This window comes from Marinilabiliales bacterium, from assembly GCA_007695015.1.
In the GTDB taxonomy this organism is placed as follows: Bacteria; Bacteroidota; Bacteroidia; order Bacteroidales; family PUMT01; genus PXAP01.
On record REEN01000088.1, the window covers coordinates 1 to 16,390 of the forward strand.

Consider the following 16,390-nt stretch of genomic DNA (forward strand, 5'->3'; position numbering starts at 1 on the left):
TCTGCTGCAGGTTTCTCCTCTGCAGGAGCTTCAGCGGCGGGTTTCTCTTCGGCAGCAGGTTCGTCTGCTATGGCCGCCCCTTCTGCGGCACCGGCAACTTCAGGTTCATCCCGTCTGGTTTCGGCAGCGGCTTCGGCTGCAAGCTCAGAATTCCTTTTGGCAATCTCTGCGGCCCGGGCCTCATTGACCCTGATTTCCTCTTCGAGAGCCTTTGCATCCTCTTCGCGCTTCAGTCCCAGAACCCTGTCCCTTTTTGCATCTATTTTAGCTTCCTTTTCCTTTAACCAGGCAGCGAAGCGATTCTCTGCCTCCTCTTCGGTTAATGCATTTTTTTTAACACCGTTAAGAAGGTGCTTCTTCATCAATACTCCCTTGTAAGAGAGGATAGCTCTACAAGTGTCTGTAGGTTGAGCGCCCTTAAGTAGCCAATCTAATGCTCTATCAAAATCCAGTTCAATAGTAGCAGGATTAGTGTTCGGATTGTATGAACCAACCCTTTCAATAAATCTACCATCACGTGGCGCCCTGCTATCAGCTATCACAATGTGATAGTACGGTTTGTTCTTCTTACCGTGTCTTGCTAATCTGATCTTTACAGGCATGCTCTTTTTTAATTAAAAATAAACCTACTTTTTTGAAATTGTGGGTGCAAAGATATAATAATAAATTGTTTTAACCCCCTATTTAAAGGAAATTTTAGACAGTTCGGGCAAGACAGGCAGGCTGGTCATGCCTGTGCACTGTCCGTGGTTTAAAGTTTACCTGTTCAGGCAACCCATAACATGCATATCTTTTCTCCCGGCACCCCCAAAAGTTATAGAATAGTTTTCAACAACGTTAAAACCAGCCTCCCGATTTTGTAAATTTACAGGTTGAGGGCATATACCGTTTGCCTTTGCACCAGATACTGACAATCTGGACATTGACCTGAATATATTGACCAGGAAACCGGACTCCGATGAATAACGGCAGAAACTTTACCCACCTTCATGTTCATACACAGTATTCGATCCTTGACGGGGCTTCGAACATAAGGGAACTGCTGGCCAGGGCATCTGATGACGGCATGACCGCCCTTGCCATAACCGACCATGGCAATATGTTCGGCGTAAAGGAGTTCTACAACGAGGCAAGGGCCCGCAAGATCAAGCCTATAATAGGATGTGAGGCCTACGTGGCCGAGAACAGCCGCTTTGAAAAGACCGGCAAGGAAGACCGCAGCGGGCACCATCTGATCCTCCTGGCGAAAAACATTACCGGCTATTTTAACCTGGTAAAGCTGGTGTCAAGGTCCTATACGGAAGGCTTTTATTATAAGCCCCGTATCGATAAGGAGCTGCTCCGCGAATACCGGGAAGGAATCATTGTCTGCAGCGCCTGCCTTGGCGGAGAGGTACCGCAGGCGATAATGAAAAGCGGTACGGAGGGGGCTGAAAAGATAATCCTTCAATTCAAAGAGTGGTTCGGCGACGACTATTACCTTGAATTGCAAAGACATCCGTCGGGCGATCCGGCAATTGACCGTGATGTTTACGACAACCAGAAAAGAGTAAACGAAGAACTGGTTAAATTGTCGCAAAAACATGGTATCAAACTCATTGCATCCAATGATGTGCATTTTATCAATGAAGAGGATGCAGGCGCCCACGACAGGCTGATCTGCCTGAACACCGGTAAGGATATCGATGATCCCGACCGCCTCAGGTACACAAGACAGGAATTCCTGAAAACCACCGATCAGATGTACGAACTTTTCGGCGACATCCCCGGGGCGCTTGAGAACACCATGGAGATAGCCGGTAAAGTTGAGATCTACGAACTCAATCAACATCCTGTCATGCCCGACTTCCCAATTCCGGAGGGATTTGAAAATGAAGATGCCTACCTCAGGCACCTCACTTTGGAAGGTGCAAAGAAACGGTACCGGGTCATCACCGATGAGGTCAGCAACCGCATAGACTTTGAGCTGTCGGTGATCAAAAAAATGGGTTTCCCGGGCTACTTCCTGATTGTTCAGGACTTTCTCAGGGCTGCCCGTGAAATGGGCGTTTCGGTGGGACCCGGAAGGGGGTCGGCCGCCGGATCGGTAGTTGCCTACTGTAACTATATAACCGACATCGATCCCCTGAAATACAAGCTTCTCTTCGAGAGGTTCCTGAACCCCGACCGCATCTCCATGCCCGACATCGACATTGACTTTGACGAAGAGGGCAGAGACCTGGTTCTCAGGTATGTAGTCGACAAGTACGGTAAGGACCGGGTAGCCCAGATCATCACCTTCGGCACCATGGCAGCCAAGATGGCCATACGTGATGTTGCCAGGGTACAGAAACTCCCGTTGGCCATGGCTGACAAGCTCGCCAAGCTGGTTCCCGAAAGGCCGGGAATATCACTAAAAATGGCATACAGGGAAGTCAGGGAACTGGATGAAGCCAAAAAGAAAGGTGAGGAGGAGGTCAGGCAGACACTTAAGTTTGCCGAAACACTCGAGGGTTCGGTAAGGCATACCGGGCTGCACGCCTGCGGCATAATTATTTCGAAGAAAGAACTTACCGAGCACATCCCCGTCTGCACCTCAAAGGATACAGACCTGCTGGTTACGCAATATGACGGAAACCACGTTGAAAGCGTGGGTATGCTAAAGATGGATTTCCTTGGGCTGAAGACACTTTCAATAATTAAGGACGCTGTTGAGGCCATTGAAAAATCGAAAGGGGAAAAAACAGACTTCAATAAGGTCGGCCTTAAAGACGAAAAGACTTACGAGCTTTTCAGCCGGGGCGAAACGACTGCAATTTTCCAGTTTGAGTCACCAGGAATGAAAAAACACCTGAGAGATCTCAAACCCAACCGTTTTGAGGACCTTATCGCAATGAACGCCCTTTACAGGCCCGGACCGATGGAATACATTCCCTCCTTCATTAAAAGAAAGCACGGCAGGGAAGCGATTGCTTACGAAGTGCCGGTAATGGAGACCCTTTTGGAAGACACCTACGGCATTACGGTATACCAGGAACAGGTGATGTTGCTCTCGCAGAAAATGGCAGGGTTCAGCGGGGGACAGGCTGATTCGCTCAGGAAGGCAATGGGCAAAAAGAAGAAGCATGAGATGGACAAGCTACGCGAGCTGTTCACAGAAGGTTGCCGTGAGAACGGATACGAAGATAAGGTGGTCAGGAAGATATGGGCCGACTGGGAAGCTTTTGCACAATACGCTTTCAACAAATCGCACTCCACCTGCTATGCCCTTATAGCGTACCAGACAGCCTGGCTCAAGGCACACTACCCCGCCGAGTTCATGGCGGCGGTGCTGAGCCGCAACATTTCAGACATCAAGAAGATCACCGTGTTCATGGATGAGTGCCGCCGCATGGGCATCGAGGTCCTGGGCCCCGATATCAACGACAGTGACCTTAAGTTTACTGTCAACAAAGAGGGCAACATAAGGTTCGGTCTTGGTGCCATAAAAGGTGTGGGAGAAAACGCTGTTGAAAAGATCATCGAAGAGAGGGATCGCAATGGCATGTTCAAAGACATTTTCGACTTTGCAGAACGGGTTAGTTTTCAATCTGTCAATAAAAGGGTTCTGGAAGCCCTTGCCGCGGCGGGCTCTTTTGACGGGTTAGGAGAGATTGAACGGTACCAGTTCTTCGGCACCGACCTCAAGGGATCCACCTTCATCGAAAATCTTACAAGGTACGGAACCAGGGTCCAGGCCGACAAGATCACTCCGCAGGGCAATCTCTTTGGCGACAGTCCCGGATATACCTATCCGAAACCCGAAATCCCAAAAACTGCCGAATGGTCGAAAGTTGAGAAGCTGAACAGGGAGCGGGAGCTTATAGGAATATTCCTTTCGGCCCATCCGCTTGACGACTTCAGGCTGGAGATAGAGAATCTGACAACACATTCGCTGTCAGATCTTTCAGATATTAAAGAGCTCAAGAACCGTGAGGTTGTGATCGCGGGCATAGTTAACAGTGTAAAGGAAGCATATACCAAGAACGGAAACCCGTTCGGCAGGATGGTGCTGGAAGATTACAGGAGCTCATGGGAGCTTGCCCTGTTTGGCAAGGATTACATCAACTTCAAGAACTATTTCGTGAAAGACTGCCCCCTCCTGATCAAGGGACGGATACAGCCACGGTATTACAACCAGGAGGAGTATGAGCTGAAGGTAAAGAGCATGTCGCTCCTTGCCAATGCCAGGGAAGACCTCATTAAAAGCATCTCGCTCGACATTCCCTTGTCCGGCATAAACACCGGCATCATCAATCAGTTAAGCGACCTGACCGAAAAGAACAAGGGAGAGGTTGTCATGAAGTTCCGCATTGTCGAAAAGGAGGATAACATTGCCGTTAGCATGTTCTCCCGTTCAAAGCGTATAAGCCTTACAAAGGAGGTTCTCGGATTCCTGGACAAAAATCCCGACATAGAGGTACGATTGAACTGAAGAAGGTTTTGTGTATGTATATGTATATTTGTATCTTTGCATTCTTGTGTAAATCTAATTTTTGAAACCATGACAGTAGAAGTTACCGAATCCAATTTCGAAGAGCAGGTATTGAAGTCCGGTAAACCCGTAATGCTTGATTTCTGGGCAGAGTGGTGCGGCCCCTGCAGGGTGATCGCTCCCCATGTCAAGGAGATGGGTGAAGAATTTGCCGGCAAGGCCGTTATCGGCAAGGTTGACGTAGACAGCAACCCGGGAGTCGCCGCGAAATACGGTATCAGGAACATACCGACAATCCTTTTCATCAAAGACGGCGAGGTGGCCGACAAGCATGTCGGGGCTGCACCCAAGAATACGCTGGTTGAAAAACTGAACGCCTTGCTGTAAACCGTTCGCTGCAAAGCTGAAAAGGCACCTGACGCAATGCAGGTGCCTTTTTCAATTCAGTAACGACCAGCGTTAAATGGTCATAATATCTTCCTCTTTATTTTTAAGCACCTCCTCGATCTTTTCAGAATAGGAATCGGTCAGTTTCTGGACATCCTGCTCAGCCCTTTTTTCGGCATCTTCAGGCAGCCCATCCTTCTGCATCCTCTTGAGTTCCTCATTCGCCTCCCTACGTGCATTCCTGATGCTTACACGGGCGTTTTCACCCTCACCCCTTACCTGGCGGACAAGGTTTTTGCGCCTTTCCTCCGTAAGGGCGGGTACAACTATACGAAGTATCTCACCGTTGTTTACCGGGTTAAATCCCAGGTTGGCCTGCTGAATTGCCTTCTCTATAGGCTCCAGCATGCTCTTTTCCCACGGCTGAATGGTTATTGAGCGGGGATCGGGAGTATTGATATTGGAAACCTGGTTAAGAGGGGTCGTGGCACCGTAATAGTCGACCGTTATCCCGTCAAGCATATGGGGACTGGCTTTGCCGGCACGTAGCTTTGCCAGCTCATCCCGGAGATAGGTCAGGGCCTTCTCCATCTTCTCTTCGGCAATATCGAGTATCATTTGAACTTCTTCTTCCATGGCCGTAAGCTTTTGAATTACAATAGAGGCATAAATATATTCAATTTTTGACTAAAGTTCCAACCCTTTCCCCCAAAATGATCCTTTTCAGGTTTCCCGCGCGGTTAACATCAAACACAACCATGTTAAGCCCGTTCTCGCTGCAGAGGGTATAGGCCGTCAGGTCAACGATCTTCAGTCCCCTGCTGTACGCCTCGTCAAAGGTTATCTCGTCAAACTTCGTGGCATCAGGCACCTTTTCAGGATCGGCCGTGTACACCCCATCGACCCGGGTCCCCTTAACAAGCAGCTCAGCACCCATCTCCACCGCACGCAGGGCGGCGGCAGTATCGGTTGTAAAGAAAGGGTTGCCGGTACCGGCAGAGAATATCACCACCTCACCATTGTCAAGGGCCTCCTTTACAAGCTGCCTGCTGTATCCCTGCCCCACCGGCTCCATCCTAATGGCTGTAAGCAGCCGGCATCCGACACCCATGCTCTCGAGAGCCGAGTTCATTGCAAGTCCGTTAATTACTGTAGCAAGCATACCCATATAGTCGCCCTTAACCCTGTCAAATCCCTTATCAACCCCTTTAAGTCCCCGAAAAATATTACCCCCTCCGATAACCAGGCCCACCTTCACTCCCATATCTGTAAGGGACTTCACCTCATGAGCATATTTCATCAGACTTTGCGGGTCAATACCATGTTTCCCGCTTCCCATAAGGGATTCGCCGCTGAGCTTTACCAGCACCTTTTTGTATTTTATCATAACCTGATATTTAATAGTTAAATCCCTGGCAGACCCCTGCAGGGTATTTTATTACGATCCCGGCCTTTACAGGTGGCCATGTAAGGAGCCCCGGGAAATGCTTTATCCCGGTAAAGATAAAAAAAAGAGGGCTTGATTGCCCCCTTAATTTTTTATCACTGCCGCCTACCGGCAAAATATTGTACCTGTATTCCGGGATTAAGCCCGGTTATCAGTTGCCAAGTCCGTATCTCAAAAATCCTGTAACAGTAAGCTCCTTGTCAAACTCCTGGAGGTACTGCTTAACAGTCTTCTTGTTGTCCTTGGTAAAGTCCTGGTTCAGCAGTGTGCTCTCCTTGTAGAACTTGTTAAGCTTCCCCATGGCAATCCGCTCAAGCAGCTCTTCGGGCTTACCTTCCTGTCGCGCCTGTTCCTTCCCGATCTCGATCTCCTTGTCGATCACCTCCTGCGGAATATCATCCTTATCAACCGACACCGGGTTCATTGCGGCAACCTGCATGGCCACATCCCTGCCTACCTGTATGCCGGCCTTCTTGTTCAGCCCCACAAGTGTTGCAAGCTTATTGCCAGGGTGAATATATGCCACTACCATTGAAGCCTCAAGCTTTCCATAGTATGATATATCGATCTTCTCGCCTATGATCCCAACCTGCTGCAAAATTACGTCAGACACACTGGTCCCGTTCATTTCAAGACCTTTCAGCTCTTCAAGATTGGCGGGATTCTTTTCAAGGGCAAGATCAAGTATTGAGCTCGCAAGCTCCACAAAACCTTCATTCTTTGCAACAAAATCGGTCTCACTGTTCAGCACAACGATCGCACCGCGCGTACCGTCTCCGGTAACCCTGGCCAGAACAGCGCCTTCGGTGGCTTCACGGTCAGCCCTCTTGCTGGCCACTGCAATACCCTTCTTTCTGATGATCTCGGCTGCCTTCTCGAAGTCGCCATCAGCTTCACCAAGGGCTTTCTTGCAATCCATCATTCCGGCCCCGGTCATTTCTCTCAGTTTTTTTACATCTGATGCACTAATGTTAGCCATGACTATTTAATATTTTTATGGATAATTATTCTTTTACTTCGCTTTCACTTTTCTCACCGGCTGTTTCTCCCGATGGTTTCTCACCGGCTGTTTTGGCTTCTGCCTCTGTCGAAGATCCTACTTTTCTATCGTCGGTTCTTCTCCTGGGACGTGCAGGTTTTGCTCCGCCTTCACTCTCGCCTTCACCCTCCTTTTTCCCTTCCGGGGAACCTTTCCTTGCGCGTGTGCGCCTGCCTTCAGGCCTCTCTCTCTTCTCGCCTTTCTTCTCTTTTACCGTCACATCTTTTTCCTTCTCCACTTTCCTCTCATCAAGCCCTTCCTGTATGGCTTTAGCAATAATGCTGATAATAATATCGATCGATTTTGAGGCATCATCGTTGCCGGGGATCGGGAAGTCAATTTCGCGGGGATCAGAATTGGTGTCAACAATGGCAAAGACAGGGATATTAAGCCTTTTGGCCTCACGCACTGCAATATATTCCTTCATCACGTCAACCACGAAGAGCGCGGCTGGCAGCCTGGTAAGGTCGGCAATACTTCCGAAGTTCTTCTCGAGCTTTGCCCTCTGCCTCATGACCTGCAGACGCTCCCTTTTTGCGAGGTTACTGAAGGTACCGTCCTGCTCCATCTTGTCAATTACAGCCATCTTCTTGACTGACTTCCTGATAGTCGGGAAGTTGGTAAGCATGCCGCCGGGCCAGCGCTCAGTAACATAAGGCATGTTAACCACCTTTATGCGTTCATCAACAATATCCTTGGCCTGTTTTTTGGTTGCAACAAACAGGATCTTGCGGCCTGACTTGGCAATCTGTTTAAGGGCCGAAGCAGCCTCTTCTATCTTTACAATTGTCTTGTGAAGGTCAATGATATGGATACCGTTGCGCTCCATGAAGATATAGGGAGACATGGCAGGGTTCCACTTTCTCTTGAGGTGGCCGAAATGCACTCCGGCATCCAGCAGCTCTTCAAAACTTGTTCTTGGCATTTAAAAGATTTTAGGTTCGTTTACTTTCTTATTTTGTCAACCTGCAGGTAGTTCCCCGAAAAGGAAATCCTGCCGGTTTAGATACTAAACTACAGTCAAAAGCCTATCGCTTGCTGAACTGGAATTTCTTCCTGGCTTTGGGCTGCCCCGGTTTTTTCCTTTCAACCTCGCGCGGATCGCGGGTAAGGAACCCTTCGGCTTTAAGTGCGGGCTTGTTCTCGGGATCAAGCTTGATCAGCGCCCTTGCAATGCCCAGGCGTAATGCTTCGGCCTGGCCCTTTACACCACCGCCGTCAAGATTAACCTTTATGTCAAATTTTCCTGTTGCCTGAAGTACCTGCAACGGCTGTTCAACTACATATTGAAGTTGCGGATTGGGGAAATACTCTTTCAGATCACGTTTGTTAATGGTTATGTTCCCTTTACCGTCGACAAGGATGACCCTTGCCACTGCGGCTTTCCTTCTGCCTATTGAATTGATGACTTCCATATATAAATATTACTTTATTGAATCGAAATTAACTGTTTTGGGCTTCTGCGCCTCGTGGGGGTGTTCGCTGCCAGCGTAAACATGAAGGTTACGGAACAGTTCCCGTCCCAGCCTGTTCTTAGGCAACATTCCCTTTACAGCCCTCTCAACTATTTTCTCGGGTGTTCTCTCCTTAACCCTTGATAAAGAGGTCTTGCGCTGTCCGCCCGGATATCCTGTATGGTGGATATAGTATTTCTGATCGCTCTTGTTTCCTGTAAGCTTAACCTTTTCGGCATTGATTACAATTACGTTGTCGCCGCAATCGACGTGGGGCGTGAAGTCCGGTTTGTGCTTTCCCCTCAGCATAAAGGCAACGACCGAGGCAAGGCGTCCCAGCACCTGCTCTTCGGCATCGAAGATTATCCACTCCTTATTGACTGTAGCCTTATTGGCCGATACTGTTTTGTAACTTAATGTATCCACTTTGATGGTAATATTTTGATTATTATCCTGATATTTCCTTTTCCGGTTCCGGTAAATGGTCTGCAAAAATACAATTATTTTTATTTATTCAATAATTTTATCAACAATTTTAGTAAAATTGCCACACCCTGATGCCGGCAGATAATAAAACCGTGGCCCGGCAGTTTTATATTTCTAGACCATGATAAGGAACCGCAACCTATTCCATTTTTATATATATATCGGGGGAATCATGCTGCTGGCGGCGAGCCTGCCCCTTTCGCCCCTCCTTGTCACCCTCTCGCAGATGATCCTTGCTGTCAACTGGCTTGCCGAGGGGAATCTCAGGAACAAAATTAAAAGAGTATGGCAGCACAAACCGCTCTTCATCTTCCTGCTTTTATTCGCGGTTCACCTGGTTTGGCTAATCAACACCACCGACTTTGCATATGCCTTCAGGGATATAATGGTCAAACTGCCGCTCCTGCTTCTTCCCATTGTCATGGGGACCAGCCGCACGCTGAGGGAAAACCAGCTTAAGGTAATTCTCCTGGTATTTACAGGAGCCGTGATCATAAGCTCTTTCTTCAGCATCTACCACCTCTCGGTTATAGCATGGAACCCGATGTCAGACGTAGGTGAAATCTCCGTATTCATCTCACACATAAGGCTATCCCTCCTGGTAAACATAGCCATATTCAGCCTCATATACCTGCTGATAACAAACACCTTCACCTGGCAGCGGCCGCTGCGCAATATCCTGTGGATATCACTGGCGTGGCTGATACTTTTCCTCTTCATATTGCAGTCCGTTACCGGGATAGTGATATTCATCATAACGGGTTTCCTGTTTATCCTCAGGTTCTCACCCTGGTTCGGCGAGCGTTACTGGTATATCAGGTACCCGCTGCTTTACGGACTCACGGCAGTCTTTGCAGCCATCCTTGTCTATTCGGCAGTCGTGGCAGTCTCCTTTTCCCGCGGCGAGATCAGTCCCGACAGGCTGAAGACGTACACCCCGTCGGGCAACACCTACATACATCACACCTGGAACCGGCAGATGGAGAACGGCAATTACATATGGATCAACATATGCGAACCGGAGCTGGAGCAGGAGTGGAACCGCCGGAGCAGTCTCGAATACAGGGAGACCGACCATTTGGGCAACGAGCTGCGCTACACCCTGATACGCTATCTTACATCTCTCGGGTACGACAAGGACGCTGCCGGTGTATCAAGGCTTACGGAGACCGATATACGCAACATTGAGAACGGGATGGCCAACCACATATACCAGAAGAACCGCTGGCTCTATCCAAGGATATACCAGATCATCTGGGAGATCGACAGCTACCGCAAGGGCGGTAACCCGGGCGGCCATTCGCTCGCCCAACGCATCGAATACTGGAAAACCGGGTTTGACATTGTCTCCGCTAATTTCTGGCTGGGCACCGGTACCGGAGATGTGGCCCTTGAATATGATCGCCATTACGCGGAGAGATCCACCCTGCTCGAGCCCGAATGGCTACCCAGGGCCCACAACCAGTTCCTGACCTTTTTAATCAGTTTCGGTATATTCGGCTTCCTGCTGGCCATCTTCAGCATGACGGCGCCCTTTTTCCTCGAAAAGCGGCATTCGCATATGCTGCCCTTCATCTTTCTCATAGTGGCACTGTTGTCGATGATAACCGAAGACACCCTGGAGGCGCGGGCCGGGGCCACCTTCTTTGCCTTTTTCTACGCCCTCTTTATATTTGCCATGGATAAAAGCTATCCTGACAATGGCGACGATGCTTATTGAAAAGGAATTCTTCACCCGCGATGTACTTGAGCTGGCGCCTGCCCTTCCGGGCAGGAAGCTTGTCCGCTCCATGCCAGATGGCACAAATGGGTCATACATAATAACCGAAACCGAGGCCTGCCGGATTTTCGTGAAATTTATAAAGCTAACTTTATAAATTTTGCTGAATCTGCAATCCCGAACGCAGGCATTGTCTGCGCCAGCCAGCCCCTACCGCGACTTAAGCTTTGTGATGAAAAACCTCTCATCGATCATGATGTGCAGTCCCCCGGAATGATCTAACAGCCGGGCCGGAGGGTCATAATAGACCTCGAACCGCAGCCCCATCTTAAGTCCCCGAACCAGCCTGCGGTTGTGAATGATCTTTGCGGTAAGCAGCTCCCGGTGGGGCTCTGCAATATCAGGGTCGACGCGGGACACGGACTGGAACACCGGCTCGCCGCGGGGTGCCACGAACCTGTTGCCCACCCAGTAACCAAGACCCCCTTCAACCCACCGGGTCCTCACATGAATGTTGGGATATACCCCCCATCCCCTGTCGTACGGGTAACGCAGACGGTTGGACTGGTCGGCAAAACCGGCAACGTATCCCCTGAAGCCCACCGATTCCACAACCGGGCCATCAACAAACCACTCAGCCACAATGCCCCCCGCGAAGTTTATCAGTGTCTGTATTGCCTCACCCGATACATCTATCTGTCCCCCCAGATGAGTTCCCAGAAGCTGAACAGGCAGCTCAAGCCTGAACCTCCCCTCCCTGTCGCCCGGAAAGATCCTCGAAGAGAACCCGGCCGTGAACTCCTCCTGGAAAGGGCTGCCGGTAAAGATGAACCTCTCCCAGTTGAGCCAGATGTCGGCCTCAACAAAATCCATGTCAATCAGTAACTGCAGTCCGCTCTCATTATGGTGGGTAAAGACACGTTCAAACTTGAACAGCGGCTCTATCATGCCGTGGTTGAGCGATCCGTACAACGAGCCGAACACCAGGTCAAACCCAGGTGCAAAGCTATGATGGACGGTAAATGTGGGTATGGCCTTATGAAACTCACCCATTCCGCTATACTTCAACAGGTGAACCCCCGCCCTCAACATGGTCGACGGACCCGGATAATACTCAAGCTGCGGCTGCATATAGAACCCTATGAGCGTGTACCCCGGCTGGTAAACATTGAAAAACTCCTTGTTATTCAGGAATGCCGAGCCGCCGAAGCGCAGGAACAGACTGCTGCTGTCGGCCGGATCAATTGTCCTGTCAGAATAGTAGATGTCGTTGCCATACTGGCCCGCACCGTTAACGGCAAGCCCCATGGCAAGCATAATTATCAGAAAACTCCTCCTGTACATCGATATCATGATTTACATCCTGTTGAAGTCCGCGTCCCCTGCCGGAGTTCCCCCACCCCGGTATCCGCACCACCTTAATTCCAGCGGCAATGACCCACGTAACCGGTAAACCGCACAACTCAGCGGCCAGTCCCGTCAACCAAACAACACAGCGGCCAGCCCCGGTAACCGTACATCGGTAACCCCGCCGGCTAAACCCTCAACCCCGAACAAGGTTTCAATATTAGCCAAAAAATTTCGTTCTTTACACCTGCAACCAAAAAAACAGCCCCCTCCCGGCATCACGATGCAGAACCTTAAAAAAGCAGAACTTTACGGCTCATGGCTGGCATTCGCAGCAGCAGCCACTGTATATATCCTCACCGTCGAACCCACTGCGGGGTTCTGGGACTGCGGCGAATTCATCACGGCAGCATACAAGCTGCAGGTGGGACATCCTCCCGGCGCCCCTCTATACATGCTCCTTGGCCGCATCTTCAGCCTCTTTGCAGGAAGTCCCGAAAAGGTGGCCCTCACCATCAACATAATGTCGGCACTGGCAAGCGCCTTCACCATCATGTTCCTGTTCCTCACCATCACCCACCTGGCAAGGAAGATAGCCATACCCGCCAACAACTGCACAACAACTGACATCATAACGGTCATCGGAGCCGGCTTTACCGGCGCCCTGGCCTACACCTTTACCGACAGTTTCTGGTTCTCGGCAGTCGAGGCCGAGGTTTACGCACTCTCCTCACTCTTCACGGCCGTGGTCTTCTGGGCCATCCTCAAATGGGAGGACTCAGCCGGGCAACCCGGCTCCGGCCGCTGGCTTATCCTGATCGCCTACCTCATGGGGCTCTCGACCGGCGTGCACCTGCTCAACCTGCTGGCCATACCTGCCATAGTATTCATATATTATTTCAAAAACTATCCCGCCACTGTCACGGGATTCCTGAAGGCATCGGCCATATCCGTACTTTTGCTCGCGGCGGTCATGTACGGCGTCATCCAGGGGTTTGTGGTGGCGGCATCTTACTTCGAGCTTTTTTTCGTCAACACTGTCGGACTGCCTTTCAAGAGCGGGGTTATCATATACCTGCTCATGATCATCACCGCCCTTATTGCCGCCCTCATACATACCCGCAGGCGCAACAAGCCCGTTCTGCACACCATCTTCCTCGGCATAACCGTAATGCTCATCGGCTACTCCTCATACACCACCATAGTGATACGCTCCCATGCCGGCACACCGATGGACCAGAACAGTCCCGACAACATGTTCTCCCTCCTCTCTTACCTTAACAGGGAACAGTACGGCGACAGGCCCCTGCTTTACGGTCCGTTCTACAACGCCCCGATTACCGGCGAATATCAGAAGCGTCCGGCCTACATCCAGAAAGAGGGCCGGTACATGCCTGTAAGCCGCCACCCCGGTTACCGCTTCGACAACCGTTTCAAGACACCCTTCCCACGCATGTACAGCCACGACCCCAACCATATCGAAGCCTACAGGGAATGGGGAAGGATAGAAGGCAGGGAGGTGGAGTTCACGCGCGAAAACGGCAGGGCCGAAACCATCATCCGGCCAACCTTTGCAGAGAACCTTCGCTTCTTTGCAACCTACCAGCTCGGACATATGTACTTCCGCTACTTTATGTGGAATTTCGCAGGACGGCAGAACGACATACAGGGCCACGGCCGCCTGCTTGAGGGCAACTGGATGTCGGGCATCCATTTTATCGACCACCAGAGGCTGGGCCCGCAGTACACCATGCCCGACCACCTTGAGAAGAACCGCGCCAGGAACCGGTACTACCTGCTGCCCCTGATGCTGGGCATAATCGGACTTCTCTACCACATTCAAAAAAACAAAAAGGATGCCTGGGTGGTGTTCCTTCTCTTCTTCTTTACAGGCATCGCCATAGTGATCTACCTCAACCAGACACCCTACCAGCCCAGGGAGAGGGACTACGCCTACGTGGGCAGCTTTTACGCCTTCGCCATATGGATAGGCATCGGGGTGCTTGCCGTTTACGAAAACCTCCGGCACTACGTCCGCGGCATGAAAGGCGCACTGCTCGCCACCCTCGTACCGCTGATCTTCATTCCCGGCACCATGGCCGTTCAGAACTGGAACGACCATGACCGTTCGGGCCGCTACACGGCCCGTGACATGGCCGTCAATTACCTCAACAGCTGCGCCCCCAACGCCATACTTTTCACCTACGGCGACAACGACACCTTCCCCCTGTGGTACGCGCAGGAGGTTGAAGGCATTCGCACCGACGTCAGGGTTGTCAACCTCAGCTACCTGGCGACGGACTGGTACATAGACCAGATGAAAAAGCAGGTGTATGAATCAGCACCCCTGCCGGTATCGATGGAACGCAGCAAATACATACAGGGAACCCGCGAGCTCATCTACCTGTTCGACCAGGTGCCGGTGCCGCTCAACCTCCACGAGGCCCTTGATTTTTTACTGAGCGACGACAGGATCAACAAGCTGCAGGTTTCAGAAACCGAATTCGTAAATTACCTCCCGTCCAAAACCCTCACCCTGCCCGTCGACACCCTGCAGGTTTTAACCACCGGCACCGTTGAGCCCAACCGCGCCCACCTTATCGATCCGGAGATGGAGTGGTACATCAGCCGCAACTACCTTGGCAAATCAGACCTCGCCCTGCTCGACATCATTGCAACCAACAACTGGGAACGCCCCCTATACTTTGCCGTTACCGTGCCCGGCAGCGAGCTGCTCGGCCTCCATAATTACCTTCAGCTCGAAGGCATGGCCTACAGGCTGGTGCCCATCCTCAAGCAGGAGATGAGCCGCTTCACCGGCCATGTCAACACCGCCGCCATGTACAGTAACGTAACCGGAAAGTTCAGGTGGGGCAACATCTACGACCCCGCCGTTTACCTTGACGAGACGCACCGCCGCATGGGCTCCAACCTGCGCAATATCCTCGCCCGCCTCGCCGGCAGCCTTGTCGAAGAGGGCAGGCACGATTCGGCCGCCGTCATCCTCGACCTTGCCGTCGACAAGCTGCCACACGAGACCATCCCGTACAACTACTTCATAATTCCAATCATAGAGAATTATTACCTTATCGGGGAAGGGCACAAAGCCTCGGCCCTGGCACACCGCAAGGCAGACCTGCTCAGGAAGGAGCTGAACTACTATTTCTCCATGGAGCGGAGGTTCAGGCCCTATATCGAGCACGAGCTCAACGGCGCCATGGCCCTTTTCAATGAGCTGCTCACCACCGTTGCCGGCCACGACCGGGAACTCGAGCACCAGCTCAACAACCAGTTCAGCAGCTACTACCAGATGCTGATGGAGAGGTGAGCTCCCCCCGCCATTGATACACTTCCAAACTCCCGGGCGACATCCAAACCAGTCCACTATGTGTCAGCACAACCCTTCTCCCAGTTAGCACCCCGAACGAGTCCACCGTCGGCACACCCCTTTGAACTGGTCACAATATTTCCTAACTTTCCAGCTTCAGGGTATCACTATGACCGTCAAAGACAGGAGTAAAGCATCAAAATCTTATCGCGTGAGTTTGCCAACGAACATAGCAAGAAAAGCAGCAACCCTGGCAGGCAGAATCTTCCCCGGCGCCCTCTTCACCTTGCCCCCCGGCAACGGCGCCGTGTACCTCACCTTCGACGACGGCCCCCACCCCGAGAGCACCCCCCGCCTCCTCGAGCTGCTGGCAAAACACGATGCCCGCGCCACCTTCTTCTGCCTTGGGCAAAACGTTGAGAAGTACCCCGCCCTCTACGACCAGATCATCGCCGCCGGCCATTCCACCGGCAACCACACCTGGTCCCACCCCAACGGCTGGCGCACCACAACCCGCAGCTACATTGCCGATGTCGAACGCGCCGCCGAGGTAATAGACTCAAAACTCTTCCGCCCCCCCTACGGCCGCCTCACCCCCGGCCAGTACCGCCAGCTCAAAAAAAGGTATAATATTATTATGTGGACCCGCCTCTTCCCCGACTACCGCCCCACCTTCAACCCCGCCACTGCCAACCTCACCGGCATCCAGCCCGGCGATATCCTGGTATT

14 protein-coding genes are annotated in these 16,390 nt (G+C 51.4%); 6 read left to right on the forward strand and 8 right to left on the reverse strand.

From position 1 onward, the window contains the following. On the reverse strand, window positions 1-602 hold a 602-nt coding region (locus EA408_12200), incomplete at its 3' end, for a 30S ribosomal protein S16 (protein ID TVR69851.1). Window positions 603-958: 356 nt separating this feature from the next. Here EA408_12200 and EA408_12205 point away from each other — a divergent pair. Together EA408_12205 and trxA are read left to right on the forward strand one after the other, a co-directional pair. Next, window positions 959-4,453 carry a DNA polymerase III subunit alpha gene (locus EA408_12205; GenBank protein ID TVR69839.1) on the forward strand — a complete coding sequence of 1,165 codons (3,495 nt, stop codon included), beginning with the start codon at window positions 959-961 and terminating at the stop codon, window positions 4,451-4,453. 69 nt (window positions 4,454-4,522) lie between these two features. Beyond that, window positions 4,523-4,840 (forward strand): thioredoxin, encoded by a 318-nt coding sequence (gene trxA / locus EA408_12210; GenBank protein ID TVR69840.1) that lies wholly within the window; start codon window positions 4,523-4,525, stop codon window positions 4,838-4,840. 72 nt (window positions 4,841-4,912) lie between these two features. On the opposite strand, the gene EA408_12215 is transcribed toward trxA, so the two are convergent. From EA408_12215 to EA408_12240, 6 genes are all read right to left on the reverse strand, one after another. Beyond that, entirely contained in the window at window positions 4,913-5,476 is a 564-nt protein-coding gene (locus EA408_12215) for a ribosome recycling factor (protein TVR69841.1), read from the reverse strand. 40 nt (window positions 5,477-5,516) lie between these two features. Continuing rightward, window positions 5,517-6,227: a UMP kinase gene (locus EA408_12220; protein ID TVR69842.1), complete on the reverse strand. Its 711-nt coding sequence runs from the start codon at window positions 6,225-6,227 to the stop codon at window positions 5,517-5,519. A gap of 211 nt (window positions 6,228-6,438) precedes the next feature. Next, window positions 6,439-7,266: an elongation factor Ts gene (locus tag EA408_12225; GenBank protein TVR69843.1), complete on the reverse strand. Its 828-nt coding sequence runs from the start codon at window positions 7,264-7,266 to the stop codon at window positions 6,439-6,441. A 25-nt stretch (window positions 7,267-7,291) separates the two neighbouring features. Next, complete coding sequence (gene rpsB / locus EA408_12230) at window positions 7,292-8,251, reverse strand: 30S ribosomal protein S2 (GenBank protein TVR69844.1); 960 nt, start codon at window positions 8,249-8,251, stop codon at window positions 7,292-7,294. Between the two features lie 103 nt (window positions 8,252-8,354). Next, complete coding sequence (locus EA408_12235; protein ID TVR69845.1) at window positions 8,355-8,741, reverse strand: 30S ribosomal protein S9; 387 nt, start codon at window positions 8,739-8,741, stop codon at window positions 8,355-8,357. Between the two features lie 9 nt (window positions 8,742-8,750). Beyond that, window positions 8,751-9,206, reverse strand: a complete 456-nt coding sequence (locus tag EA408_12240; GenBank protein ID TVR69852.1) for a 50S ribosomal protein L13 — start codon at window positions 9,204-9,206, stop codon at window positions 8,751-8,753. 181 nt (window positions 9,207-9,387) lie between these two features. Between EA408_12240 and EA408_12245 the strand changes: the two genes are divergently transcribed. Continuing rightward, on the forward strand, window positions 9,388-10,986 hold the full coding sequence (locus EA408_12245) for a hypothetical protein (protein ID TVR69846.1): 1,599 nt from the start codon (window positions 9,388-9,390) through the stop codon (window positions 10,984-10,986). After that, a complete protein-coding gene (locus tag EA408_12250; GenBank protein ID TVR69847.1) occupies window positions 10,967-11,143 on the forward strand; it encodes a hypothetical protein in 177 nt (58 codons plus the stop codon). The genes EA408_12245 and EA408_12250 overlap by 20 nt, the downstream gene beginning before the upstream one ends. Window positions 11,144-11,196: 53 nt before the next feature. Here EA408_12250 and EA408_12255 read toward each other — a convergent pair whose 3' ends face one another. Further along, window positions 11,197-12,339: a hypothetical protein gene (locus tag EA408_12255; protein ID TVR69848.1), complete on the reverse strand. Its 1,143-nt coding sequence runs from the start codon at window positions 12,337-12,339 to the stop codon at window positions 11,197-11,199. Window positions 12,340-12,616: 277 nt separating this feature from the next. On the opposite strand from EA408_12255, the gene EA408_12260 reads away from it, so the two are divergent. Together EA408_12260 and EA408_12265 are read left to right on the forward strand one after the other, a co-directional pair. Next, entirely contained in the window at window positions 12,617-15,661 is a 3,045-nt protein-coding gene (locus EA408_12260) for a DUF2723 domain-containing protein (protein ID TVR69849.1), read from the forward strand. Between the two features lie 169 nt (window positions 15,662-15,830). Beyond that, window positions 15,831-16,390: hypothetical protein (locus tag EA408_12265; GenBank protein TVR69850.1), on the forward strand; the 560-nt coding region annotated here is incomplete at its 3' end.

Excerpts from the sequence above, each read along its gene's own strand:
- EA408_12260 (TVR69849.1), top strand. The coding sequence starts at position 12,617 with ATGCAGAACCTTAAAAAAGCAGAACTTTACGGCTCATGGCTGGCATTC.
- rpsB (TVR69844.1), bottom strand. The coding sequence starts at position 8,251 with ATGCCAAGAACAAGTTTTGAAGAGCTGCTGGATGCCGGAGTGCATTTC.
- EA408_12220 (TVR69842.1), bottom strand. The coding sequence starts at position 6,227 with ATGATAAAATACAAAAAGGTGCTGGTAAAGCTCAGCGGCGAATCCCTT.
- EA408_12215 (TVR69841.1), bottom strand. The coding sequence starts at position 5,476 with ATGGAAGAAGAAGTTCAAATGATACTCGATATTGCCGAAGAGAAGATG.
- EA408_12245 (TVR69846.1), top strand. The coding sequence starts at position 9,388 with ATGATAAGGAACCGCAACCTATTCCATTTTTATATATATATCGGGGGA.
- EA408_12255 (TVR69848.1), bottom strand. The coding sequence starts at position 12,339 with ATGATATCGATGTACAGGAGGAGTTTTCTGATAATTATGCTTGCCATG.
- trxA (TVR69840.1), top strand. The coding sequence starts at position 4,523 with ATGACAGTAGAAGTTACCGAATCCAATTTCGAAGAGCAGGTATTGAAG.
- EA408_12235 (TVR69845.1), bottom strand. The coding sequence starts at position 8,741 with ATGGAAGTCATCAATTCAATAGGCAGAAGGAAAGCCGCAGTGGCAAGG.
- EA408_12205 (TVR69839.1), top strand. The coding sequence starts at position 959 with ATGAATAACGGCAGAAACTTTACCCACCTTCATGTTCATACACAGTAT.
- EA408_12250 (TVR69847.1), top strand. The coding sequence starts at position 10,967 with ATGGCGACGATGCTTATTGAAAAGGAATTCTTCACCCGCGATGTACTT.
- EA408_12225 (TVR69843.1), bottom strand. The coding sequence starts at position 7,266 with ATGGCTAACATTAGTGCATCAGATGTAAAAAAACTGAGAGAAATGACC.